This window comes from Vandammella animalimorsus (assembly GCF_002285285.1).
Classification (GTDB): domain Bacteria; phylum Pseudomonadota; class Gammaproteobacteria; order Burkholderiales; family Burkholderiaceae_C; genus Lampropedia; species Lampropedia animalimorsus.
The window spans coordinates 470,379-494,647 of sequence record NZ_NSJF01000002.1 but is presented as its reverse complement, the minus strand read 5'-3'; the positions used below and the strand labels follow the sequence as shown (position 1 = coordinate 494,647).

Below are 24,269 nucleotides of genomic sequence, written 5' to 3'. Positions count from 1 at the left end.
TAGAAAATCCTTATGAGATTCAAGCAACCCTTTGCGGCAGCGCTCACAAGATGTAACGAGAGAGATCCTCGTCGCGGCTGAGATCGCCCAGCCGAGCATCGACGAAGGCGGTGTCGATGAGGATGTTCTGACCACTCAGGCGTGCGGCATCGAAACTGATTTCCTCCAGCAGACGCTCCATCACCGTGGCCAGGCGGCGCGCGCCGATGTTTTCCGTGCGCTCGTTGACCTCATGGGCGATTTGCGCAATGCGCTCGATGCCATCGGGTTGAAACTGCAGCTGCACGCCCTCGGTGGCCAACAACGCCTGGTACTGCTTGACGATGGAGGCCTGGGTATTGGCCAGGATGGCCACGAAGTCCTGCACCGACAGCGAAGCGAGTTCAACGCGGATCGGGAAGCGCCCTTGCAACTCGGGGATCAAGTCGCTGGGCTTGCTCAGGTGGAAAGCGCCTGAGGCCACGAACAGCATGTGATCGGTCTTGATCAGGCCGTACTTGGTTTGCACCGTCGTGCCCTCGACCAGCGGCAGCAGGTCGCGCTGCACGCCCTGGCGCGACACATCAGTGCCGGAGGCCTCGCTGCGCACGGCCACCTTGTCGATCTCATCGATGAACACGATGCCGTTTTGCTCGGCGTTATTCAGGGCGCGGCTGCGCAGCTCCTCCTCATTGACCAGGCCAGCGGCTTCTTCGTCGATCAGCAGCTTGCGCGCCTGGTCGATGCGCAGTTTGCGCTTTTTCCTGCGGCCCTGCTGCATCTGGCCCATCCAGTCGCGCAGGCTTTCGGCCATGTCCTGCATGCCGGCTGGCCCAAGGATTTCCAGCTGAGGCTTTTGCTCCAGCAATTCCAGCTCGATTTCCTTGTCGTCGAGCTGACCCTCGCGCAGCTTCTTGCGAAACACCTGGCGCGCCGTACTGTCGGAGGCTGCGCTGTCGCCCGAGGCCGTGGGGATCAGCACATCAAGAATGCGGTCTTCGGCCGCATCCTCGGCGCGGGTGCGCAGGCGGCGCATTTCGCTTTCACGCTCGAGCTTGACGGCCACTTCGACCAAATCGCGCACGATGGAGTCCACGTCCTTGCCAACATAGCCCACCTCGGTGAACTTGGTGGCCTCGACCTTGATGAAAGGCGCATCGGCCAGCTTGGCCAAACGCCGCGCCAGCTCGGTCTTGCCCACGCCGGTGGGGCCAATCATCAAGATATTTTTGGGCGTGATCTCGGCGCGCAGGCTCTCGGCCACCTGCTGGCGACGCCAACGATTGCGCATGGCAATGGCCACAGAGCGCTTAGCTGCTTGCTGGCCCACCACATGGCGGTCGAGCTCAGAGACGATTTCCTGGGGTGTCATCGAGGACATAAATGCACTTTCTTCGGGTCTGGATCGTCGCCTGGCAGGCCCGGCGCGCAGGCCAGCCTGGCGGGGCGAAAAGGCATGGGCAGCGCAGCCAGGGCGCAGGCGGGCAGGGTCAAGATCAGTCCAGCACTTCGATGGTGTGGCTGAGGTTGGTGTAGATGCACAGCTCGCCGGCGATTTGCAACGATTGGCGCACGATCTGCTCGGCCGAAAGCTCCGAGTGCGCCAACAGCGCCTTGGCCGCCGAATGGGCAAAGGCGCCGCCCGAGCCGATGGCAACGATGCCTTGCTCAGGCTCGAGCACATCGCCGTTGCCGGTGATGATCAGGGAGACGTTCTTGTCGGCCACGGCCAGCATGGCCTCCAGACGACGCAGCACGCGATCGGTGCGCCATTCCTTGGTCAGCTCGATCGCGGCGCGGGCCAGATGACCCTGGTGCTTTTCCAGCTTGGCTTCGAAGCGCTCAAACAGCGTGAAGGCATCGGCCGTGGCCCCGGCAAAGCCGGCCAGCACCTTGCCGTGGTAGAGCTTGCGTACTTTGCGCGCCGTGCCCTTGACGACGATGTTGCCCAGGGTCACCTGGCCATCGCCGCCAATGGCCACCTGCATCTTGCCTGCCGCATCGCGGCGGCGCACGCTCAGAATCGTCGTGCCATGAAATTGTTCTTGCATCGCCGCCACGTAGGGGCGGCCCGCAGAACTTCAAGGGCGCGGCGGCAAAAGCGGCTCAAAGCCTGTTCAGAGCCCGTTCAAGGCTTCAATTCTTGCGCGGCAGCACACGCGCGTGCTCGTTGATGCCGATGACGTTGAAGAACACCGCCACCAGCCGGTGCAGGTTGCTGAACACCACGACGCGGCCTTCGCTTTGCTGCTGCGCCGCCCAGTTCAGCACCGAGCCTGCAGCGCTGAAGTCCATCGCGATGAGCTTGCCGCAGTCGATGTCCAGCGGAGCGCCAGCCGGCAATGCCGCCACGGCCTCATCGAGCAAGGCGGTGGCATCGTCTTCGATGCGCCCCTGCAAGCGGGATTTCTGCATGTCCAAATGTGCGGACTCTTCGCCCGCCGTGGCTGCGACCGCGCTCACTGCATCGGGCTGGGCCGAGCCATCACGGTACTGAACTTTGGGCGCAACCCAGGCCGGGGGCGATTCCTCATAGGTGATGGTGTAATCCAGCGCAGCCAGCTCGAACTGCTCGGCCTCGTTCATCAGCCGGTGCAGCGCCAGACGCAGCAACCACCAATCGCGCGCCACGCTGGCATCGTTGGCCACCGTGCGCTCCTGCACCAGATTGACCAGCACATCGCCGCCGGTGAACTGCACCACGCCCTGCAAGCTGGCAAGCTCGCCAATGAGCTGCACCAGTGAGGCCACGGCATCGGGCTGAATGTTCTTGAGCCTGCTCCAGTTGAACTGGTAGGGCGAGGCCGCACGCTGGCGCAGGGCCGAGGCCGCAGCCACCGTTTGCACGCTCACATCGGCCGCACTGGTCCATGAGAAAGGGCGCTTGGACTCGCGCTGCTGCGCCAGCTCAGTGCCCAGCTGCTCAGGCAACGAAAACCACACCGGCGCAGAGCGGTCGAAGCGCCGCGCGAAATCCAGCGCCACGGCGTCGAAGCGATCCTGCGCGCCCACGGCGCGATACAAGTCGAACAGGGCCATCCAAATGTCCACCTGCTCCTGCGGCGGATCGTTGACGTGCTTGCGAATCACGTCAACCAGAATCTTTTCCGCCTCTGCGACACGATTGCTGGCAAACAGTATCGAGGCCTCTTCGAGATCTGCCTGATGCACAAACTCCTCCTGCAATTCAAAAAATGCCAACACCTCGTCCATGCGCTGTAACTTGACCGCCATGTCCCGGCAAGCCTGCTGTTGCGCCGGATCCTGCGGCAGATGCTCGGCCTGCGGATCCTGCAAGTACCTGCGCGCCTGGCGCACCTGCCTGGCCACCATGTCGGCAAAGAACAGGCTGTCGCTGGCAAACAAAAACTCCGTCTCCTCCTGCTGCAGGTCCGATGGCGCTTGCGCGGCGCCTTGACGCCGGCCCTGTTGCCACCATTGCTTGGAAATCTGCTCCTCGATCTCGTTGATCTTCTTCAGCGTGCCCAGCCGGCTGCCCAGCGTGGTCGTCGGTTGGGCACGCGCCTCTTCCGAGGCGCTCTTGTTGGCCGCCAGCCTGGCCAACACGCTGGGCGGCACCTGCGCCTGCGGCTGGCGCTTCTTGCGCGCATTGATGATTTTGCGCCAGTGCGCAAACTCTTCTTTGCGGATGAAGTCGTTGCGGCGCTTGCGCTCGATGCGTTCGCGCAACTCCTGCGCATTGACGTCGTCTTCGGGGCTGGACTCTGCCTGGCCCAGGCTGTCGAGCTCCTTCCAGTCCTTGGTCGGATTGCTGACAAACCTGACCATCTTGGATAAGAACCCCGTCGCCGGAGCTCCTCCTGCTGGCGGCGGCGTGCTCTGGGTGGTCATGGGCAGACCTCGGTGGGGCCCTTCAGTCCCCGAACATTTTTTGCTTGAGCTCGCGACGCTGCTGCGCTTCCAGCGACAGCGTGGCCGTTGGGCGGGCCAGCAGGCGGCCAATGCCTATGGGCTCACCCGTTTCATCGCAGTAGCCGTATTCACCAGCATCGATGCTGGCAATCGACTGCTCGATTTTCTTGAGCAGCTTGCGCTCGCGGTCGCGGGTGCGCAACTCCAGCGCGTGCTCTTCCTCGATCGTGGCGCGGTCGGCCGGATCGGGCACCACGGAGACTTCTTCACGCAGATATTCAGTGGTCGCGCCAGCCTTGCGCAGCATGTCTTCTTTGAGCTGCACCAGCTTGTTGCGGAAGAACGCCAGTTGCACGGCATTCATGTAGTCCTTCTCCGGCATGGCCAGCACGTCCTGGTCGGTGAGCATCTGCACATCGCTGGCGGCTTTGCCTGCCGCGGTCTTGCCGTTGGTTTGGGCCGGCTTGGCCCGCGCTGCTGATGTACGCGCAGTGGTTTTAGTTGCCATGATTTCTCAACCGCCTCTCTCTTCTAACTCTGGTGCCGCGCGCTGCGCGCCGGGCAGCCTGCCGGTTTGCGCCTGTCAGGAATGGCTCGGCGCCAGGCCCTGCACGGCATTGCCGCCTGGGCACACGGACCGGACACAAAACACCGTCATCCTGCAAGCACTATCCGGAAGGCCGATGGCGCCAGTGCCGCACTGGTCTCCATTGATCTTCTTACCCCAGCCACGCCTGGTTGGTGCGGCTGGGAACGGGCGCGGATTGTAGCCACAATCGCCCGCTTTGCGCTGCCCTGGAATGTAGCGCATTGCCCTGCGTTTTACTGCGGCACAAGGCATTGCTCAAGACCTTGCACGAGGATGTCGCGCGGCAGATCAATGCCGATGAACACCATCTTGCTCTCGCGCGGCTCGCCCTCGGCCCAGACAGGCCCCAGGTCACTGCCCATGAGCTGGTGCACGCCCTGGAAGATCACCTTGCGCTGCGTGCCGGCCATGTCCAGCACGCCCTTGTAGCGCAGCATCTTGGGGCCGTAGACGTTGACGATGGCGCCCAGAAAATCCTCCAGCCGCGCGGGGTCGAAAGGCCGCGTGGCGCGGTAGACGAAGCTCTTGACGTCGTCATCGTGGTGGTGGTGGCTGGGGTGGCTGCACTGCGCGTCATGACCGTGCTCATGGTGCGCGTGTCCGTCGCAGCACTCGTGCCCGTCGTGTTCATGGCCGTGCCCATCGCAATGGTGGTGCCCGTGACTGTGCTCATGCGCATGCTCTGACGCGCCAGGCTCCAGCAGCGCCGGCTCCAGATCCAGCTTGGCATTGAGGTTGAAGCCGCGCACATCCAGCACCTGCTCCAGCGGCACCTGGCCAAAGTGCGCCACGCTGATCTGCGCGCGCGGGTTGATGCGCTGCAAGCGTTGCACCAACGCCTGGCGCTGCGGCGCGTCGATCAAGTCGGTCTTGCTCAGAAAGATGCGGTCGGCAAAGCCGACCTGGCGGCGCGCCTCCTGACGGTCGTCGAGTTGCTGCTGCGCATGCTTGGCATCGACCAGGGTGATCACACTGTCAACCAGGTACTGCTCGGCCACCTCATCGTCCATGAAAAAGGTCTGGATCACCGGCCCGGGATCGGCCACGCCCGTGGTTTCGATGATGACGCGATCGAACGCCAACGCCCCACTGCGCCGCTTGGCCGCCAGTTCGCTGAGGGTGCTGCGCAAGTCCTCACGGATCGTGCAGCAAATACAGCCATTGCTCATCTGCACGATTTGCTCGTCCCCCTCGCGCACCAGAATTTCGTTGTCGATGTTTTCCTCGCCGAACTCGTTCTCGATCACGGCAATGCGCTGGCCATGAGACTCCTGCAGCACGCGATTGAGCAACGTGGTTTTGCCCGCGCCAAGAAAGCCGGTCAGGATGGTGGTGGGAATCAACGCCATGGGTACACAAGTCCTAGAAACAACGGCCGCCAAAACCGGCAGCCGCCAAAAGCCAAAAGAATCAGTTTAGCGAGCCTGTCAAGCCCTTCGGCGCGTGCTCGGAGCCGGCCTTCAGAACCTGTTCAAAATCTCGGTGCGAATGGGCAAGAAGCGGTTTGGGATGGGCTGCAAGGCGCAAAACGCAGCCATAGTTGGGCTATGGCGAGGCTTTGCAACGCGGCAGACCGCCCAAATCCGATTCGTTGCCCTCCGCGCAGAGATTTTGAACAGGTTCTCAGATCCAGCCCAGCGCGCGGCTGACGGCCTGGGCCTCGCGCTGCACGGCCTGAGCGATGGGGCCGTCCAGCCCGGCATCGAAGCCGCCACTGGCGCCCAGCGCCGTGAGCACAGCCACGACCTTGCCGGAGTGGTCGCGGATCGGCGCAGCCACGGCGCTGATGCCTGGCAGATTGGTGTCGCGCACCGCCAAGCACGGCGCTCGGCCCAGCTCGGCGCGCAGCGCCTGCAGCGGGCGACTGGGCGCCAGCTGGCTGCGTTGCTGTGGCGTGCAGCGGCGCAGCTCTGCCTCGGCCATGCGATCCATGGCGGCATCGTCCAGATGCGACAGAAATACCCGCCCCGTGGCCGACCACAGCAGCGACAGCACCGAGCCGGCGCGCACGTTCACGGTCACCGGCAGGCTGGGTTCCTCAAAGCGCACAATGGTCGGGCCCTGGTTGCCCATCACGGCGATGAAGCAGGTCACAGCCAGCGATTCGCGCAGGCGCAGCAAGGCCGGCTCGGCCAGGCGGATGGGCTCGGCCTGGCGCATGGCAGCCAGGCCGATGCGGATGGCCTGCGTGCCCAGGTAGTACTGCTGCGAGGCCGGATCCTGGGCCACCAACTCGGCCTCGACCATGCTCATCAGATAGCGGTGCACCTTGGCCAGCGGCAACTGCACATGCTGCGACAGCGCCGTCAGGCTGGCGCGGCCATCAAGCTCGGCCAGGCCCTTGAGCACATCCATGCCGGTCTGCGCAGCCTGCACGCGCTGGCGCCGATGGCGCGCCGTTGGCGCTGCGGCCGCTGGATTGCGAGGGGATGAAGAAGCTGGCATGGCAGGGCAAAAGGGCCAAATCAACGCAAGGCGCAGGCCATTCTATCGGGGTAAACACGCAGGCAAAAATTACGCCTTGCGTATATGCTTTACGCAAAGCATAAGAACCTGTTCAAAGGGCAAAGGGCCGATTGCGACAGCCACGCACAGCCCAGATGCACTCCAACCCCTCGCCAGGGCATTGCCATGGCGAGGGGTTTTCGGTGCCGGCGCGCCCGCTTCGACCAAGCCTTCTTGATGCTTGCACACACCTGCAAAGGCTGTGCCCCGCTTGCAGGCCAAGCGCCCTGCCGGCGTCCCCCCCACCTGCTTCACCACAAGGAAAAACACCATGAAAAAACTGTTTGCCGCCCTTTGCCTGGCCGCCCCCTTGCTTCAGCCGATGCCCTCGGCCGCCGCTGACTGGCCCAGCCAGTCGCTGCGCTGGCTGGTGCCCTACCCGGCCGGCGGCGGCTCGGACTTCCTGGCCCGCACCATCGGGCAAAGCCTCTCTACCCGCATCGACCAAGCCGTGGTGGTAGAGAACAAGCCCGGCGGCAACACCGGCATTGCCGCGTCCGAGGCCGCACGCGCTGCGGCCGATGGCCACACCATGGTCTCGGCCGACAACGGCACGCTGGTGTTCAACCCCGCGCTCTACCAAAAGCTGGTCTACGACGTGAAGGATCTGGCCCCGGTCACGCTGATGGGGCGCTTCCCGATGATTCTGGTGACCTCGCCCGAGCTGCCCGCCAAGGACTTGGCCGAATTCACCGCGTTGGTCAAGAACAGCGCCAATGGCTTCAACTACGCCTCCGCTGGCGCGGGCAGCCCGCACCATCTGGCCATGGAGCTGTTTCGCACCCAGGCCAAACTGGACATGACGCACGCGCCCTACCGTGGCGCTGCCCCCGCCCTGTCGGACGTGGCCAGCGGCCAGGTGCCGGCGATGATGGTGGACCTGGCCGCTGGCGCGGGCTTCATCCGCAGCGGCAAAGTGCGCCCGCTGGCCGTGGCGCACTCGCAGCGCCTGGCCCAGCTGCCCGAGGTGCCGACCTTCGCCGAGCTGGGCCTGCAAGGCGTTGAGGCCGCCGCACTGGTCGGCCTGGCCGTGCCCGCTGCCACGCCCAAGGACACCATCGCCGCGCTCAACCGCGCCGTGGTCGAAACCATTCGCGACCCCCAGGTTGAGAAAAAGCTCATCGAGTTCGGCATCGAGCCGGTGGGCAACACGCCCGAGGAATATGCCGCCTTGCTGGAAAGCGAAACCACGCGCTGGCACCAGCTGATCCGCGATCTGGGCATCTCGCTGGACTGATGGATTGCGCTGGATGGCGCTGGCAGGCCCACATGGCCATGCCAGCGCCCCAGAGAACGCCACAACGACCCACGCCCCACGCCCATGCCCAGCACCTCCCAACCCCAGGCAGCCACCGGCTGCCCATTGAGTGGCGCAAGTGGCGCTGCCCACACTGCCACACTGGCGCCCAATGGCTGCCCCGTCAGTGCCCAGGCCGCACAGTTTGACCCCTTCAGCGCCGCCTACCAGCAGCACCCGGCCGATTACGTGCGCTGGGCCCGCGAGCAAGAGCCCGTGTTCTGGAGCCCCCAACTGGGCTATTGGGTGGTCACGCGCTATGCGGACGTCAAGGCCGTGTTCCGCGACAACCTGCTGTTCTCCCCGGCCAATGCGCTGGAGAAAATCACCCCGCCCACGCCCGAGGTCAGCGCCATCCTGCAGCGCTATGGCTACGCCATGAGCCGCACAATGGTCAACGAGGACGAACCCGACCACATGGAGCGCCGCCGCCTGCTGCTCGACGCCTTCCTGCCGGAGCGGTTGATCCATTTCGAGCCCATGGTGCGCTCGCTGGCGCGCCAGTACATGGATCGCTTCATCGACAAGGGCCGCGCCGATCTGGTCGGCGAGATGTTCTATGAAATCCCGCTGGCCGTGGCGCTCAAGTTCCTGGGCGTGTCCGACGAAGGCGTGCAGCAGCTGCAGCAATTTGCCGCCGCGCACACGCTCAACACCTGGGGGCGGCCCACGCCCCAGGAGCAAATCGACATCGCCGAAAACGTCGGCCAGTTCTGGGCCACGGCGCAGCGCATCCTCGACGACATGCTGGCCCAGCCCGAAGGCCAGGGCCAGGGCTGGATGTACGAAACCATCGCCCAGCACCGCAAGCACCCGGACGTGGTGCCCATGTCCTACCTGCGTTCGATGATGATGGCCATCCTGGCCGCCGCGCACGAGACCACCTCCAACGCCACAGCCAACGCCTTCATGACGCTGCTCACGCAGCGCAGCGCCTGGCAGGCCCTGTGCGACAACCCGGCGCTGATCCCCAACGCCGTCGAGGAATGCCTGCGCGTGGCCGGCTCCATCATCGCCTGGCGGCGCGTGGCCACGGCCGACGCCGTCGTCGGCGGCGTGCCCATTCCCAAGGGCGGCAAGCTGCTGCTGCTGCAGGCCTCGGCCAACTTCGACCCGCGCCACTTTGAAAACCCTGGCGAGGTCGATCTGTACCGCGAGGCCGCCGTCGAGCACCTGAGCTTTGGCTACGGCGCGCACCAGTGCATGGGCAAGAACATCGGCCGCATGCAAATGCGCGTCTTCCTCGAAGAATTCGTGCGCCGCCTGCCGCACATGCGCCTGGTGCCCGGCCAGACGCCCGGCTACCTGCCCAACACCTCGTTTCGCGGCCCCGACGCACTGTGGGTCGAATGGGATCCGGCGCGCAACCCCGAGCGCCTGGCGCAAGCCATGCCCGAGCCCGCGCCGTTCTACATCGGCCCACCCGCCAAGGACAGCATCGCCCGCCCCGTCGTGGTGCGTGAAAAGCACCAGGAAGGCCAGGGCCTGTGGCGCCTGGTGCTGGCCAGCGCCACGGGCGAGCCTCTGCCGGCCTGGAGCGCCGGCGCCCACGTGGACTTGATCGCCGGCGGCTTTCGCCGCAAATACTCGCTGTGCGGCCCGGCCGGCCCGAACGACAAGAACGGCCCAAACAACCCGAACGGCGCGTGCGACACCCTGCAGGTCGTCGTGCAGCGCGAGGACGAAGGCCGCGGCGGCTCGCGCTTTTTCTGCGACACGCTGCAGCCGGGCAGCCAGCTGCAACTGTCCGGGCCGAAAAACCTGTTCCGGCTCGACGAGGAGGGGCAGCGCTTCGTGCTCATCGCCGGCGGCATCGGCATCACGCCCATGATGGCCATGGCCGACCGCCTCAAGGCCCTGGGCAAGCCCTACACCCTGCACTACGCCGCGCGCTCGCGCGCGCACATGGCGCTGCTGGCGCGGCTTGAGCGCGATCACGCCCCCGCGCTGCGGCTTTACGCCAAGGACCAGGGCCAGCGCATGGACCTGGCCGCGCTGCTGGCCGACGTGGACGCCGGCACCCGCGTCTACGCCTGCGGCCCGGCGCGGCTGATCGAGGCGCTGGAAACCATGGCCGAGAACTGGCCCGAAGGCGTGCTGCATTTCGAGCATTTCCACACCGACAGCGCCGTGCTCGACCCGGCCAAGGAGCACGGCTTCACGGCCCACCTCAAGGATTCGGGCCTGGACATCCCCGTGGCCGCCGACCAAACCCTGCTGCAGGCCCTGCAGGCTGCGGGCTTCGACATCCCTTGCGACTGCGGCGAGGGCCTGTGCGGCACCTGCGAAGTGGCCGTCGCCCAAGGCCAGATCGACCACCGCGACAAGGTGCTGACCAAAACCGAACGCGCCGCCAACACCCGCATGATGGCCTGCTGCTCCCGCGCCGTGGGCGACAAGATCGTGCTGTCTCTTTGAGCAGATGCAATGCGATGGCGCCCGGTAGCTTCGGCCCGTGCGAATGGGCAGTGCAGAGGCCGGGATATGCGCCCGGCGGCGCACCTCCTTTTCTTGTCTCGCCAAGAAAAGGAGGCAAAAGAAGGCGACCCCACTGCCCGCGACCCCGGCGCTGCGCGCCAGGGCGACCTGTGCCGATGACCTGCCAGGGCGGATGCTGCGGAAACTCGCTGCGCGGCTTTGCCGCTACGCTCAAACAGCCGCAGCGAAATTTGATGAACGATGCAGGCCCACTGTGTGTGGGCCTGCCCGCCCTGTCAGGCCAACGGCCCAGGCGCTGGCAGAAGGGGGCTCTACACGGGCCATCGCTTCGCTCGGCCCTTGATGGACGCTGACACGCAGCGGCCCAATCCACACACCCTTCTGCGCAAGCGGGCAGCCAGCGCCACACGCGCATGCCCTCGCCAATCAGCAGGGCACCTTACTCCAGCACTGCCAGCAAACCGCCCGCGGCCACGCTGCTGCCCTGCTGGGCGTGCAGGCGCAGCATGCCCGCGGCCGGGGCGGTGATCGGCGCTTCCATCTTCATGGCCTCCATCACGGCCACCACCTCGCCAGCCTGCACGGCCTGGCCATCGGCCACCAGCCAGCGCAGCAAGGTGCCCGTCAGCGGCGCCAGCAGCATCCGGTCCTGCGCGGCCGTGGCCGGGGCTTCTGCCGCCTGCTGCAGCTGCTGCAGCGGCTGGCCGCTGGCGGCAGCCAGGCTTTGCGCGGCGGCCGCGCCCAGCCAGTGCGCTGGCAGGCCCAGCGCCACGCGTCGCCCGTCAATCTCGATGAAGCTGCGCTGCAGCGCCGGCGCGGGCGGCTCGGGGCGCTCGGTCATGGGCCAGGGGGCCTTGAACTGGGTTTCGATCCAGCGGGTATGCACGGCAAAGGGGCTGTGCTCGGCGGTGAAGTCCGGCTCCTGCAGCACGGCCTGGTGAAAGGGCAGCGTGCTGGCCACGCCAGCGATGCGGAACTCGCGCAGCGCCCGGCGCGCGCGCGCCAGCACCTGGGCGCGGCTGCTGCCGCTGACGATGAGCTTGGCGATCAGCGAATCGAACTGGCCCGGCACGGGCGAGCCGGCCTGCACCCCGGCATCGAGGCGCACGCCCGGGCCGGCCGGGGCCTCGAACACGGCGATGGTGCCTGGCGTGGGCAGGTAGCCGCGCGCCACGTCCTCGGCGTTGATGCGAAATTCCATGCTGTGGCCGCGCGGCTCGGGCGTGTGCGTGATGGCCAGCGGCTGGCCGTCGGCAATGCGCAGCTGCTCCAGCACCAGATCCAGGCCGGTGGTTTCCTCGGTCACCGGGTGTTCGACCTGCAAGCGGGTGTTGACCTCCAGAAAGGACAGCTGCCCGCCCTGGCCGAGCAAGAACTCCACCGTACCCGCGCCCACGTAGCCCGCGGCCTGGCAGATGGCCTGCGCGGCGCTGTGGATTTGCTGGCGCTGCGCATCGCTGAGGAAAGGCGCAGGCGCTTCTTCCACCAGCTTTTGGTTGCGCCGCTGCAGCGAGCAATCGCGCGTGCCCACCACAACGACCTGGCCGTGCGCATCGGCCAGCACCTGGGCCTCGATGTGGCGCGGCTGGTGCAGGAATTGCTCGACGAAGCATTCGCCCCGGCCAAAGGCGGCCGTGGCCTCGCGCACGGCCGATTCGTACAGCTCGGCCACTTCCTCCATGCGCCAGGCGATCTTCAGGCCGCGCCCGCCGCCGCCAAAGGCCGCCTTGATGGCGATGGGCAGGCCGTGCTCGCGGGCAAAGTCCAGCACCTGCTGGGCGCTATGCACCGGGCCGTCGCTGCCGGCGGCCAGCGGCGCGCCGACCTGGCGGGCGATGCGCCGCGCCGCGACCTTGTCGCCCAGCGCCTCGATGGTCTCGGGCCGCGGGCCGATCCACACCAGCCCGGCCTGCAGCACGGCGCGCGCAAATTCGGCGCGCTCGGACAAGAAGCCGTAGCCCGGGTGCACGGCATCGGCGCCACTGCGCCGCGCCACGTCCAGCAGCTGGTCAATGTTCAGATAGGTGTCGGCCGGACTCTGGCCGGGCAGCGCCCAGGCTTCGTCGGCCAGGCGCACGTGCAGCGCGTCGGCATCGGCGTCGGCATAAACGGCCACGGACTGCACGCCGTAGTCTGCGCAGGCGCGTGCCACGCGCACGGCGATCTCGCCTCGGTTGGCGATCAGGACCTTGCGAATCATCGCGGGGGTTCTTTCATGGTGGTGGTGGAAATTGGAGCGTCGGCCTGCGCTGCGGGCAAGGCCGCGTCGCCCTGCGGCCAGCGGCCTATGGGGCGAAAGCGCAGCTGGACATCGGCGGGGATTTGCGCCGCCAGGTCCAGATGGTGGCTGGCCAGCACGGCCAGCACCGGGTAGCCGCCGGTGAGCGGATGATCGGCCAAAAACAGCACCGGCTGGCCGCTGGCGGGCACCTGCAGCGCGCCGGCCACGGTGGCCTCGCTGGGCAGCTCTTGCCCGGCCCATTGCGGCGCGCGCTGCAAGGGCTGAGCCCCGGCCAGGCGCATGCCCACGCGGTTGGACTGCGGCGTGACCTGCCAGGGCTGACCCTGCAGCAGCTGCAGGGCCTGGGGGCCGAACCAATCGGCGCGCGGGCCGGGCAGCACGTCCAGCACCACGGTCTGGCCGGGCCGTGGCAGCGCGCGGGCCGCCGCGCCCCAGGTCAGGCCATCGGCATCAACGGCTTGCAAGGGCCCCAGCGCGCCCGCTGGCAACAGCGGCAGGCGCGCACCGGCGGCCAGCGGCTCGGGGCCGATGCCGGCCAGCGTGTCGGTGGCGGCGCTGCCCAGCACCAGCGGCGCCTGCAGGCCGCCGCGCACGGCCACATAGCAACGCGCGCCGGCGCGCGGGCTGCCCAGCTGCAGCTCATCGCCCGCATCCAGGGTCAGCGCGCAGCCGGTGGCGGCCTGGCGGCTACGGCCATCGGCGCTGCGGATGCGCAGCGGCACGTCGGCCCCGGTGACGGCCAGCACGGCAGGCCCGGTGGCCACCAGCACCAGCTGGCCCAGCAGGTTTTCCAGCACGGGCGTGCCCGGCGGGTTGCCCACGCAGCGGTTGGCTGCGCGCATGGCCCAGCCATCGAGCGCGCCGCTGCGCCCCACGCCCAGGGCCGTCTGGCCCGAGCGACCGCCATCTTGCAGCAGCGTTTGCAGGCCGGGCGAGCGCACCTCCAGGCAGGCGCCAGGCTGGGGCGGCGGCGCCATCGATGCTTGCCGCGCTGGCGCCGGGGGTACCGCGGGCGGCGCGGGCGGCAAGCTGATACTGGCGCCGGGGCGCTCCAGGTCGTGAAAGCGCACGCGCCAGCCGGGCTGGATCAGCGCCGGCTCGGGGCGCTGCAAATCCCACATCACGCAGGGCGTGCTGCCGATGAGCTGCCAGCCGCCCGGGCTGGCCTTGGGGTAGATGGCGCTGAAGTGGCCGGCCAGCGCCACGGCCCCGGCCGGCACACGGGTGCGCGGCGTGGCGCGACGCGGCACTTGCGCAAAGCAATCATGGCCGCCGGCCAGGTAGACGAAGCCCGGCGCAAAGCCGGCAAAGGCGGCCAGATAGTCGCAGCCGGTGTGGCGCTCGATGAGCTCGCTGCGGCTCAGCCCCAGCAGCTCGGCCAGGGCGTCCAGATCTTCGCCGTCGTAGCGCACCGGGATGGGCACGCAGCGCGCCGCACCCTCCTGCGCCCCTTGCAGCGGCTGCGTCAGCGTCTGCAGCAGCGGCTGCAGGCTCGCCAGCAGCTGCGCCGCCGTGCATTGGTGCGGGTCGAACTGCAGCAGCAGCGTGCGCGCCGCCGGCACCATCTCGCCCAGGCCGGGCAGCAGGCCCTGCGCCTGGGCGGCCTGCAGTCGCGCCAGCAGCGCCAGGGTCTGGGGCAGATCCTCCAGCTCCAGCAGCAGGGCCTGATCGCCCGCGGGCAGTGCGCGCCAATGCATCACGCTGTGCCTCCGGCAATGGGCGTGGCCGTGGCAGCGGTCGTTGGCGCAGGCTCGGCAGGCAGCGGCGCAAACGGCTGCAGCGCCACGCCAGCGGCCTGCAACTGCTGGCGCAGCTGCTGCGCCATGGCCACGGCCGCCGGGCTGTCGCCATGCACGCAGATGGAGTCTGCCTGCAGGCGAATGCGCTGGCCATCGATGCTGGGCAGGCAGCCGGTGTGCACCCAGTCGAGCATGCGCTGCGCCGCCTGCTGCGCATCGTGCAGCACCGCACCGGGCGTGCCGCGCGGCACCAGCGCGCCTTGCGCGGTGTAGGCGCGGTCGGCAAAGATTTCCGCCACAGTGCGCAGGCCGCGCGCCTGGGCCCAGCCCAGCAGCGGCGAGCCGGCCAGGCCCATCAGCACCAGTTGCGGATCCACGGCCAGTATGGCCTCGATCACGTCCTCGGCCTGGCGCCGATCGTGCGCGATGGTGTTGTACAGCGCGCCGTGGGGCTTGACGTAGCGCACGCAAGTGCCTGCGGCGCGCGCCAGGCCCTGCAGGGCGCCGATCTGGTAGATCACGTCGGCCACCAGCTCGCGGCTGCTGGGGCTCATGTTGCGCCGCCCAAAACCCACCAGATCGGGGTAGGCCACGTGCGCGCCAATGGCCACGCCCTGGGCTGCGGCCAGGCGCAGCGTCTCCAGAATGCCTGCGGCGTCGCCGGCGTGAAAGCCGCAGGCCACGTTGGCGCTGGTGACGATGCGCAGCATCTGCGCGTCATCGCCCATGCGCCAGGCGCCAAAGCCTTCGCCGAGGTCACTGTTCAAGTCCATGCACTTCTCCTGTCGATATGATTGCGCGCTGCCATTGACTGCGCCGCCATTGACTGCGCTGCCATTGACTGCGCCGCTACTGACCGCCCTGCCCCGATATGCCCCGCTCGACCACTTTGTCCAGCACGACCTCCGACCACCCCGCCGCGCCCAGCCTGACCGAGACCGTGGCCGACGTCATCCGCCAGCAGCTCATCTGCGGCCAGTTGCGCGCCGGGCAGCACCTGTCGGAGGCCGCCATGTGTGAGCAGCTGGACATCTCGCGCAACACGCTGCGCGAGGTGTTCCGCATCCTCACCAAGGAAGGGCTGCTGCACCACGAGCCCAACCGCGGCGTCTCCGTGGCGGTGCCGCGCATGGCCGACATCATCGACATCTACCGCGTGCGCCGCTTCATCGAGTGCCCGGCGCTGGCCCAGGCCTGGCCGCGCCACCCGGCGCACCAGCTGATGTGCCAGGCGTTGCAGCGGGCCCGCCAGGCGCGCGATGCCGGCGACTGGCAGGCCGCCGGCACGGCCAACATGGCCTTTCACGCTGCCATCGTGGCGCTGGCCGACAGCCAGCGGCTCTCGACCCTGTTTGCCAACGTTGCCGCCGAATTGCGCCTGGCCTTTGGCCTGCTGGGCGACGAGCAGTATCTGCACGCGCCCTACGTGGAGCTGAATGCGCAAATCCTGCAACGCTTCGAGGACGGCCAGCCCGCCGCTGCGGCGCAGATGCTGCAGGAGTACCTGGTGCAATCCGAACGCATGGTGCTGGCCGTGTACGGGCGCTGCAGTCTTTGAGGCGATGCCAGCGCCGCGTCGGCAGGCATTGGGGAATCTACGGGACAGAATGACAGACCAAAGCAGAGTAGGATGCACATTGTTGAACAATCTTGGCCATTAGATCAACACCCAGTCGGAATTTCAACCACGCACAGGCCACCGGCGGCACGACACAGGCCTGTTTTTTGCCAACCCCTAGGGGGATAGAGCCCGCCGACCCCCTTGCCCAACCAGTCAGGAGCCTTGTCCATGCAACGCCGTTCCTTCATTGCCGCCGCTGCTGTGCTCAGCAGCGCCCTTGCCGCCCTTCCCGCCCAGGCCCAGACCAAGTGGGATCTGCCCTCGCCCTACCCGGCTTTCAACTTCCACTCGGAAAACATCGCCCAGTTCGCCAAGGACGTGGAAAGCGCCACCGGCGGGCAGCTGCGCATCACGCCACACCCCGGCGCCTCGCTGTTCAAGGGCCCGGAGATCAAGCGCGCGCTGCAGGGCGGCCAGGTGCAGGCCGGTGAGTTCCTGCTCGTGGGCCACCAGAACGAGTGGCCGCTGTTCGGCGCCGATGGCCTGCCCTTCCTGGCCACCAGCTATGAGCAAGCCCAGCAGCTCTACCAGGCGCAAAAGCCGCTGCTGGAGAAAAAGCTCGGCGAGCAAGGCATGGTGCTGCTGTACGCCGTGCCCTGGCCGCCGCAGGGCCTGTTCTCGAAAAAGCCCATTGAATCGGCCGCCGAACTCAAGGGCATGAAGATGCGCGCCTACAGCCCGGCCACCTCGCGCATTGCCGAGCTGGTCGGCGCGCAGCCGGTGACCATCCAGGAGGCCGAGCTGTCGCAGGCCCTGGCCACCGGCGCGGTCGAGACGCTGATGACCTCGGGCTCCACCGGCACCGACAAAAAGCTCTACGAGAGCATGAAGTACTACTACGACGTGCAGGCCTGGCTGCCCAAGAACATCGTCGTGGCCAATGCACGCGCCTTCAAGGGCCTGGACGCCGCTGCGCAAGAGGCCGTGAAAAAGGCCGCCGCCGCCGCCGAGGAGCGCGGCTGGGCACGCTCCAAGGAGGTCACGCAGCAGTCCATGGAAAAGCTCAAGCAAGAAGGCATGCAAGTGCTCGAACCCAGCGCCCAGCTCAAGGCCGATCTGGCCAAGGTGGGCGAGACCATGCAGGCCGAATGGCTCAAGAGCGCCGGCGCGGACGGCCAGACCCTGCTGGACGCCTACAAGAAAGGCCAGTAACCCAAGGCCTGAGCATCGCCCCCTCGCCCTCAATACAGCCAGTGGGAGGGCAATGCCCTTGGCAAAACGCTGCGCCTGATCGCCCGCGTCTGGCCTTGCCCTGCCGCCCGGGTGCGCCCACCAGATGCGCCCAGTCTGCCGGGCGCAGCGTTTTGCCCCCTTGTTCATTTCTTCCCACCCACACCCCTAAGCCAAGGCCATGCGCAAGACACTCGATGCCCTCTACGCCGCCAGCCTGTGGCTGGCTGGCCTGTCCATGATCGGCGTGCTGCTCATGGTGCTGCTGAGCATCGCCAGCCGCCTGCTGGGCTTTTCCGCCGCCGGCAGCGATGCCTATGCCGGCTATGCCATGGCCGGCGCCGGCTTTCTGGCCCTGGCAGGCACGCTCAAAAGCGGCGAGCACATCCGCGTCACGCTGGTGCTGGGCATGCTGCGCGGCCGCGCGCGGCGCGCGCTGGAAATTGCCGCGCTGGCCATCGCCAGCCTGCTCTCGGCCTTTCTGGCCTATTACTCTGCGCGGCTGGTGTGGCAGTCCTACCAGTTCAACGACATCTCCACCGCCAGCGACGCCACACCGATGTGGATCCCGCAGCTGCTCATGGCCGCGGGCACGCTGGTGCTGAGCATTGCCTTCATCGACGAGCTGCTGCTGGCGCTGCGCGGCCAAAGCCGCCCAGCCAGCCTGCAGGAGGAGCGCCACCATGAGTGAAATCGCCGCCAGCATCACGCTGCTGACCGTGCTGTTCGCGCTGCTGGCCGGCGGCGTCTGGGTCGGGCTCACGCTCGCTGGCGTGGCCTGGTTCGGCATGCAGGTGCTCAGCGGTCGCCCCGCGGGCGACGCCATGGCGCTGACCATCTGGGGCTCATCGAGCAGCTGGACGCTCACCGCCTTGCCGCTGTTCGTCTGGATGGGCGAAATCCTCTACCGCACCAACCTCTCGGAAAACATGTTCCGCGGCCTGGCCCCCTGGGTCGAGCGCCTGCCCGGGCGGCTGCTGCACACCAACGTCATCGGCTGCACCATCTTCGCCTCGGTCTCGGGCTCCTCGGCCGCCACCTGCGCCACCGTCGGCAAGATGAACATCCCCGAGCTGCGCCGCCGCGGCTACCCGGAGATGCAAATCATCGGCTCGCTGGGCGGGCCGGCCACGCTCGGCCTGCTGATCCCGCCCTCGATCATCCTCATCGTCTATGGCGTGGCCGCCGATGTCTCCATCGCCAAGCTGTTCATGGCCGGCGTGCTGCCCGGCCTGCTGCTGGCGGCGCTGTTCTCCGGCTGGATCATGCTCTGGGCGCTGCGCCACCCAAGGCGCGTGCCGCGCGCCGACGGGCCCAGCAGCCTGGCGCACAAGCTGCGCCAATCGCGCCACCTCATCCCCGTGGTGCTGCTCATCCTCAGCGTCATCGCCAGCATTTACAGCGGCATCGCCACCGCCACCGAGGCCGCCGCCGTGGGCGTGCTCGGCGCGCTCATCCTCTCGGCCCTGCAGGGCGCGCTGAACTGGCGCACCTTCCGTGACGCCCTGCTGGGCGCCACGCGGCTGTACTGCATGATCGCGCTGATCCTGGCCGGCGCCTCCTTCATGACCCTGGCCATGGGCTACATCGGCCTGCCACGCCAGCTGGCTGAGTACGTCGGCGGCCTGGGCCTGTCGCCGGGCATGCTGATCCTCGTGCTGGGCCTGTTCTACATCCTCATCGGCTGCTTTCTGGACGGCATCTCCACCATCGTGCTCACCATGGCCGTGGTGCTGCCCATCATCCAGGCCGCCGGCATCGACCCGCTGTGGTTCGGCATCTTCCTGGTCATCACCGTCGAGACCGCCCAGATCACCCCGCCCGTGGGCTTCAACCTGTTCGTGCTGCAGGGCATGACCGGCAAGCAAATCACCACCATCGGCAAGGCCTGCGCGCCCTACTTCCTGCTGATGGTGCTGGCCCTGGCCATCCTCTGGTTCTTCCCGGCCATCGTCACCTGGCTGCCGGGCAGGATGTGAGCGCCGGCCCTCCCAAGCCTTGCGCCGCGCCCAGGCCCGGCGGCACGGCAGGGCCTGCGCAATGCCGACATGGCAATGCGCCCTGGCCGGGCGCATCGTTTTGATCGACCCAGTGCCAGCCCGAAACAAAAATCCCAAGGCGGTTGCACCGCCCCCAATCACTGACTGGCTCGCACCAACCGCACCGCACGCTGGGTGTAGCGGTCGCCGCCGTAGTTGGCGTTGCCGAAGTCGAAAAGGACGTTCCAGGCGTAGGCGGGATAACCCGCAGACGGCGTTGCCGACCAATAACGGACATCCGTCACCGTGTTGGGAAACACCGTGGCATCGATAGCCGGATCTGCGCACCCTTTGTCCACCAGGCTGAACAGCTCTTTCACGCTGGGCAGGCGCCAGCCGCTTTGGCTGGCGGCGTATTCCAGGGCCTGCTCGTGGGTATAGCGGCTCGCATGGCCGGCACAGGCGTTGCCGTCCCAGTTTTGGCCTGCGCTGCACCGCGCCCAGACCAGGCCGGTTTGGCTATCGGTGACTTCCGCGCCATTGGGCACGAAACGGTCTGGTTGACTGGGGCAGGCGCCCAGGGCGGGCATGGCGGCTGCGCCCAGGGCCAGGGCCAGGGCAGCGGGGGCCGTGCGCCAGCGCAGGCGGGGCTGGGCGGCGGGGCGAGGCAAGGGGTGTGATGGGATAGGCATGGCAGTCTCACTTTGGAAAGGGATGGGGCCTGGGGGCCGAGGGTTGAAGAAGCAGGTTGAAGGGGTTGTGCGGGGCAAGGGTTCAGGGGTTGGCGCCCCATCGGGCGCTGGCCCGCCCCTGCCCTCCCCCCCTTTGGAGGGGGCAAGGCGGCGCTTGCCGCGCCTGCATGGGCGGCTGCCCCTGGCCTGACTGACGGTGCGCATCCTCTGCATGGCGGCGCGCCGCAAGTCGGTGCCCACGGTGTATTGGTGGTAGCGGCCAGGAAGCTGTGCGCGGTCTCGGCGCAAGCGGGCACAACGTGGGTGGGGATGGGCTGCAAGGCGCAAAACGCAGCCGGGCCAGGCAACCCGGCGAGGCTTTGCAACGCCGCAGACCGCCCAAGTCCACGTTTTTGCACGCCGCGCAGAGGCCGCGCACCGCTTCTTGTGCTTCTCACCAAGTCCTGCGTGTGCGCCAGCAGGCGGCGGCAGTCGCGGTAAATCGGCGGCAGTGGCGTACCCATATCAATGCCCTATGCGCTTCGCGCTCCAATCACTGACTGGCTCGCACCAACCGCACCGCACGCTGGAGGTTGCGGCTGAGGTCGCCGGCGACGCCGTCGCCGAAATGGACGACCCAGGCGTAGGCGGGATTGCCCGCATACGGCGTTCCGCTCCAGAAATCCGCGCCAGGCGTATTCGGGAACCATGCCGTATCGATGGTGGGGCCAGGATAGGGCTTGCTGAAATCCACCAGGCTGTGCAGCTCATCCACCGTGGGCAGGCGCCAGTCGTGGTGGCCGCACAGGCCCTGGGCATTGACCTGGTTCACGTATTCGCTGGCATCACCCGCACGGCCATCACCATGGTTGGTGTAACGCTTGCCGCCATCGCGCAAGCCGCCATCGCTGGTCTTGCCTTCCCACATCAGGCCGGTGAGGTTGTCCTTCACGCATTCCGTGCGGGCAAAGCCGGGCACTTCGCTGTAGCTCATCGCATTGATGTGCCCGCGCATGCCGTCTTGCTTGCCGGGATTGCTGAGCGCAATGGCCTCGGCGCTGTTGCAGGCCACCAGGGCATCGCTGCCTTTTTTGTAACACTGCTGGGCCGTGACGCCGGTGTGCGGAATCTTGCCGATGCCCACGGGCGCCGGGGCGGCGGGCAGGGCCTGGATGCGGCGCAGATCGACCAGTTTTTGCCCAGGCAATTGCACGCGCACCGTGCGCGTGCCTGCGCTGCCGCCCAGCGTGCAGGTTTGCGTAAAGCCCTCGGCATTGGGGCTGCGGCCGCTGCACTCCTGCACGCCCTCAATGATCAGCACGGCAGGGGTCAGCCCTTGCCCCTTGACGGTGAACTGCACTGATTGGCCAATCACCGCCTCGGCGGGCGTCAGCGCCGTGACCTTGGGCGCCGTGCCATCAAGCACCTGCACCTGGAAGCGGCCCAATACCTCATTGGTTGCCGAATCGACCACCACGGCCACTTTCTCGTCGCCGCTGCTGCGGATGCGGCAAGCCTGCTTGAAGCCAGACCCCGCAGGCACCAAGGACGCCACATTGCCGCAATGGTTTTCGCTGCCGCCAAAGACGATGCCCGCAGTGGCCGGCAAGTCCTGGCCGATGACGGTGAACAGCGTCGATTCATCCCGATTGACGATGGCAGGGGCCAAGGCCGTGGCCTTGGCAGGATTGCCCGATTCCAGCACCTTGATCTTGCGGCTGGCATCGATGACCAGCCCGTTGGCACTGGCCTTGACCTTCACCGGTCGCAGGCCCGCATCGCCGGAGAAGGTGCAGTATTGGGTAAACCCTTTCCCATACCGAAGGGGCGCGGGCTCGTCACAACTGGCGTTGTCGATGACCATGAGCGCGGTTTTGGGCAGATTCTTGCCCTTGACGGTGATTTTCGTGCGCTGGCCGATTTCCACGCTCGTCGGGGCGATTTCATCGACTTTGACCACCGTATCCTGCACGCGGAACGTCAAAGACTGGCCGCGCCCAGTGCACACGCGCAGATTATTGCGCCCATAGCCCTGGGCCAGGGGAATGACGCGCGCGGTGTAAACCCCCTCCTTGCTGTAAGTGTGGCGGGCTGCAGAAATATCGGAAGGCACGAAGTCAGAGCCATCGCCAAAGTCAAACACAAATCCGCTCAAACCATTTCTGATTTTGTAATCGGCCGTGAAATTGGCTGGCTTGCCCAAACTCAACACGGGCACATCATCCAGCATCTGGATTTCCAGCGACTTGAGCTTGCCCACATCGACCAGACTGCAAGAGCTGATCTTGCCTTCCAGAACTTGCCTGGTTGTCGTTTTCAGGTACAACTCAAAACGCTCCAGAGTATCGATCACCTGGTCCAGCTTGGTGCCAAAAATGGTGGCCAACGGCATATCAATTTCGTCTGCGATTTTCTTGATCGCTATTGCACGCATCGCGCGGTACTCTTGATCGCTCAAAAAATCACGGGGAGGTTGGCGCACGGCTACGCCCGAGTAACCAGCAATCATCGCATGTTCATTTCCTGCCGCCAGGCGCTTGTGCATATAGGCAGCGGCAATGGTGGCTGCATAGGCATCACGCTTCATGTCCTCGGCAGCAATCATGACCCCGACGGAAAGCACAATCTCTCCAGCCCGGGCAACGACATAGTCGGTGGTTTTTTTGGCGCATTTGGCAAATCCCTGCAGGGAGGTAGTCGTCGGGGAGACGGTTGCCTTTCTGCAGCTCAATACCACATCGATGGCTTCTGAGGCAATCAGGGCTGCATTGGCAGCGTATCCAATCATCTCCCCTTCACGCACAAAGTGCTCCCCCACGCCTACCCGTGTCAAAGCCGTGATGAAGTCGCCTACGGCAGAGTCGGCCAGCTCCGGATTGCTGGTTGACTCGCTGATTGCCTCGCCGATTGCGTCAGCCGCCTTCAGAAAATCCGTGATTTGATTGGCCGCTTGCCTGATAAAGGCATCAGGTTGCTCTTTGTAAGGGCCTTCTTCCAGAATGCGCACGACGGCATTCATGCATGCAGCGTACTTTTGCTGTGCACACTCCAGCACATCCCCCCGCGCACTGACAACAGCCAACAATGCGTTGCTGTTGATTTCTTCCTGTGCAGCCCTGCATGCCGCGTCGTGATTCTTGCAAGTCTGCAAATGCCCTTTGACTGGCAACTCCAGGGAAAGCACCGCCGCCGAAATTTTGGCCATTTGACTGCGGTGTTCAAGGGCATTTTCCGGGGCCTTGCTCAAGACCTCGGCAAAATCTGCTACAGCGCCTGCAACCCGGCTGGCAAAATTGTTTTTCTTCAATTCCTCCAAATCTTCCTTGAAGATTTGATCCCCACGGGTCAGCAACTCATTATCCAGAACTTGCTGCGCGCCATTGAGCATCTCTGGCAGCGTATACTCATAAAAGGCCAGGGCTTCCGCTTTTTGCTGACAAGTCCGGTTGGCCACAGAAGTCCGGCTGCCAAAAATGTGCAAATAAGTCACATCGGGGAAGCTGCTGCACGAATTTTCCCGCCTGCGCAGTGTTTTCTTGGCATGCTCATGGGACTGTTCGATGGTGCGAAAGCCGGTCTGGCTCCGGCTGGCAACGGCCTTGAGCTTTTCATCCCATTGCTCTTGGGTGATTGAAAAATCCAATGTTTCCCCTTGCTCAAACACGCTCAGGGCGCGCGGCGCAAGTTGAATGCCATTTTCCGGGTTTTTATCCAAATCCAGCGATTGCAGCAGCTGCGCAACGCGGTTGGCGTACAGCTCGTGCGACTTGGCTTGCAATGTCAATGGGTTTTTCAAATCGAAAACATGAATCTCAGGGGCTGCCGGAGCAAAGCCGACCGGCTGTTTCCCGGAAAGCATGAAATTAACGATTTCGCCACTCTTGGCGTAGTGAAACTCCCCATTTTTCCCGGTGACCCCTTTGTGACCACTGGCCGTGACGTAGTGCAGGTTTTCAACGGGCGCATCAATAAACCGCCCTTTGAGCATAGGTTTTTCTGCTTTTTGAATCACCACTTTCACCCGCATATCCGATTGCGGGCTGTCCTGCTGGAATTCGGCCCGCAGCACCTGCCCTGGCTGGGCCGTGCCGCCTGCAGGCGGGGTGATGGTGACGCTGCCGGCCTGGGCCTGGCCTGGGCTGCCCAGCATCAGCAGGCCCAGCAG

General features: G+C 66.1%; 17 protein-coding genes. 6 read left to right on the top strand and 11 right to left on the bottom strand.

The features are described 5' to 3' along the window. Positions 1-43: 43 nt before the first annotated feature. From hslU to CK620_RS05600, 6 genes are all read right to left on the bottom strand, one after another. A complete protein-coding gene (gene hslU / locus CK620_RS05625; RefSeq protein ID WP_095549459.1) occupies positions 44-1,360 on the bottom strand; it encodes an ATP-dependent protease ATPase subunit HslU in 1,317 nt (438 codons plus the stop codon). Between the two features lie 115 nt (positions 1,361-1,475). Next, positions 1,476-2,030: an ATP-dependent protease subunit HslV gene (hslV, locus tag CK620_RS05620; RefSeq protein ID WP_095549458.1), complete on the bottom strand. Its 555-nt coding sequence runs from the start codon at positions 2,028-2,030 to the stop codon at positions 1,476-1,478. A gap of 85 nt (positions 2,031-2,115) precedes the next feature. Next, entirely contained in the window at positions 2,116-3,831 is a 1,716-nt protein-coding gene (locus CK620_RS05615; RefSeq protein ID WP_095549457.1) for an STAS domain-containing protein, read from the bottom strand. 22 nt (positions 3,832-3,853) lie between these two features. Beyond that, on the bottom strand, positions 3,854-4,261 hold the full coding sequence (gene dksA, locus CK620_RS05610; protein ID WP_420894208.1) for an RNA polymerase-binding protein DksA: 408 nt from the start codon (positions 4,259-4,261) through the stop codon (positions 3,854-3,856). A gap of 413 nt (positions 4,262-4,674) precedes the next feature. After that, positions 4,675-5,790 carry a CobW family GTP-binding protein gene (locus CK620_RS05605; RefSeq protein WP_095549455.1) on the bottom strand — a complete coding sequence of 372 codons (1,116 nt, stop codon included), beginning with the start codon at positions 5,788-5,790 and terminating at the stop codon, positions 4,675-4,677. A gap of 274 nt (positions 5,791-6,064) precedes the next feature. Beyond that, positions 6,065-6,886 carry an IclR family transcriptional regulator gene (locus tag CK620_RS05600; RefSeq protein ID WP_095549454.1) on the bottom strand — a complete coding sequence of 274 codons (822 nt, stop codon included), beginning with the start codon at positions 6,884-6,886 and terminating at the stop codon, positions 6,065-6,067. 331 nt (positions 6,887-7,217) lie between these two features. Between CK620_RS05600 and CK620_RS05595 the strand changes: the two genes are divergently transcribed. Together CK620_RS05595 and CK620_RS05590 are read left to right on the top strand one after the other, a co-directional pair. Further along, the gene (locus tag CK620_RS05595; RefSeq protein ID WP_095542504.1) at positions 7,218-8,183 is read left to right on the top strand and encodes a Bug family tripartite tricarboxylate transporter substrate binding protein; all 966 of its coding nucleotides are present in this window, start codon (positions 7,218-7,220) and stop codon (positions 8,181-8,183) included. A gap of 84 nt (positions 8,184-8,267) precedes the next feature. Next, positions 8,268-10,661, top strand: coding sequence for a cytochrome P450/oxidoreductase (locus tag CK620_RS05590; RefSeq protein ID WP_095549453.1), 2,394 nt, complete (start codon positions 8,268-8,270; stop codon positions 10,659-10,661). A 460-nt stretch (positions 10,662-11,121) separates the two neighbouring features. Here the strand turns inward: CK620_RS05590 and CK620_RS05585 are convergent, their stop codons facing one another. Genes CK620_RS05585 through CK620_RS05575 form a run of 3 tightly spaced genes read right to left on the bottom strand, consistent with a single transcriptional unit; the run spans position 11,122 to position 15,436 of the window. After that, positions 11,122-12,879: an acetyl/propionyl/methylcrotonyl-CoA carboxylase subunit alpha gene (locus tag CK620_RS05585; protein ID WP_095549610.1), complete on the bottom strand. Its 1,758-nt coding sequence runs from the start codon at positions 12,877-12,879 to the stop codon at positions 11,122-11,124. Beyond that, positions 12,879-14,621 (bottom strand): 5-oxoprolinase subunit B/C family protein, encoded by a 1,743-nt coding sequence (locus CK620_RS05580; RefSeq protein ID WP_095549452.1) that lies wholly within the window; start codon positions 14,619-14,621, stop codon positions 12,879-12,881. Before CK620_RS05580 ends, CK620_RS05585 begins: the two co-directional genes overlap by 1 nt. Beyond that, on the bottom strand, positions 14,621-15,436 hold the full coding sequence (locus CK620_RS05575) for a LamB/YcsF family protein (RefSeq protein WP_095549451.1): 816 nt from the start codon (positions 15,434-15,436) through the stop codon (positions 14,621-14,623). Before CK620_RS05575 ends, CK620_RS05580 begins: the two co-directional genes overlap by 1 nt. A gap of 98 nt (positions 15,437-15,534) precedes the next feature. On the opposite strand from CK620_RS05575, the gene CK620_RS05570 reads away from it, so the two are divergent. The 4 genes from CK620_RS05570 (at position 15,535) to CK620_RS05555 (ending at position 19,433) form a co-directional block, all read left to right on the top strand. After that, complete coding sequence (locus tag CK620_RS05570; protein ID WP_095549450.1) at positions 15,535-16,221, top strand: GntR family transcriptional regulator; 687 nt, start codon at positions 15,535-15,537, stop codon at positions 16,219-16,221. Between the two features lie 231 nt (positions 16,222-16,452). Next, on the top strand, positions 16,453-17,436 hold the full coding sequence (locus CK620_RS05565; RefSeq protein ID WP_095549449.1) for a TRAP transporter substrate-binding protein: 984 nt from the start codon (positions 16,453-16,455) through the stop codon (positions 17,434-17,436). Between the two features lie 199 nt (positions 17,437-17,635). After that, on the top strand, positions 17,636-18,145 hold the full coding sequence (locus CK620_RS05560; protein ID WP_095539628.1) for a TRAP transporter small permease: 510 nt from the start codon (positions 17,636-17,638) through the stop codon (positions 18,143-18,145). After that, positions 18,138-19,433, top strand: coding sequence for a TRAP transporter large permease (locus CK620_RS05555; protein ID WP_095549448.1), 1,296 nt, complete (start codon positions 18,138-18,140; stop codon positions 19,431-19,433). The genes CK620_RS05560 and CK620_RS05555 overlap by 8 nt, the downstream gene beginning before the upstream one ends. A 158-nt stretch (positions 19,434-19,591) precedes the next feature. On the opposite strand, the gene CK620_RS14020 is transcribed toward CK620_RS05555, so the two are convergent. Together CK620_RS14020 and CK620_RS05545 are read right to left on the bottom strand one after the other, a co-directional pair. Then, a complete protein-coding gene (locus CK620_RS14020; RefSeq protein ID WP_179290579.1) occupies positions 19,592-20,125 on the bottom strand; it encodes an Lcl C-terminal domain-containing protein in 534 nt (177 codons plus the stop codon). Positions 20,126-20,657: 532 nt separating this feature from the next. Next, positions 20,658-24,173 carry an Lcl domain-containing protein gene (locus CK620_RS05545; RefSeq protein ID WP_238946031.1) on the bottom strand — a complete coding sequence of 1,172 codons (3,516 nt, stop codon included), beginning with the start codon at positions 24,171-24,173 and terminating at the stop codon, positions 20,658-20,660. Between the last annotated feature and the right edge of the window lie 96 nt (positions 24,174-24,269).

Bases quoted from the DNA above. Each gene is read 5' to 3' on its own strand.
- hslU (WP_095549459.1), bottom strand. From the start codon at position 1,360: ATGTCCTCGATGACACCCCAGGAAATCGTCTCTGAGCTCGACCGCCAT.
- hslV (WP_095549458.1), bottom strand. From the start codon at position 2,030: ATGCAAGAACAATTTCATGGCACGACGATTCTGAGCGTGCGCCGCCGC.
- CK620_RS05615 (WP_095549457.1), bottom strand. From the start codon at position 3,831: ATGACCACCCAGAGCACGCCGCCGCCAGCAGGAGGAGCTCCGGCGACG.
- dksA (WP_420894208.1), bottom strand. From the start codon at position 4,261: ATGCTCACCGACCAGGACGTGCTGGCCATGCCGGAGAAGGACTACATG.
- CK620_RS05605 (WP_095549455.1), bottom strand. From the start codon at position 5,790: ATGGCGTTGATTCCCACCACCATCCTGACCGGCTTTCTTGGCGCGGGC.
- CK620_RS05600 (WP_095549454.1), bottom strand. From the start codon at position 6,886: ATGCCAGCTTCTTCATCCCCTCGCAATCCAGCGGCCGCAGCGCCAACG.
- CK620_RS05595 (WP_095542504.1), top strand. From the start codon at position 7,218: ATGAAAAAACTGTTTGCCGCCCTTTGCCTGGCCGCCCCCTTGCTTCAG.
- CK620_RS05590 (WP_095549453.1), top strand. From the start codon at position 8,268: ATGCCCAGCACCTCCCAACCCCAGGCAGCCACCGGCTGCCCATTGAGT.
- CK620_RS05580 (WP_095549452.1), bottom strand. From the start codon at position 14,621: ATGCATTGGCGCGCACTGCCCGCGGGCGATCAGGCCCTGCTGCTGGAG.
- CK620_RS05575 (WP_095549451.1), bottom strand. From the start codon at position 15,436: ATGGACTTGAACAGTGACCTCGGCGAAGGCTTTGGCGCCTGGCGCATG.
- CK620_RS05570 (WP_095549450.1), top strand. From the start codon at position 15,535: ATGCCCCGCTCGACCACTTTGTCCAGCACGACCTCCGACCACCCCGCC.
- CK620_RS05565 (WP_095549449.1), top strand. From the start codon at position 16,453: ATGCAACGCCGTTCCTTCATTGCCGCCGCTGCTGTGCTCAGCAGCGCC.
- CK620_RS05560 (WP_095539628.1), top strand. From the start codon at position 17,636: ATGCGCAAGACACTCGATGCCCTCTACGCCGCCAGCCTGTGGCTGGCT.
- CK620_RS05555 (WP_095549448.1), top strand. From the start codon at position 18,138: ATGAGTGAAATCGCCGCCAGCATCACGCTGCTGACCGTGCTGTTCGCG.
- CK620_RS14020 (WP_179290579.1), bottom strand. From the start codon at position 20,125: ATGCCTATCCCATCACACCCCTTGCCTCGCCCCGCCGCCCAGCCCCGC.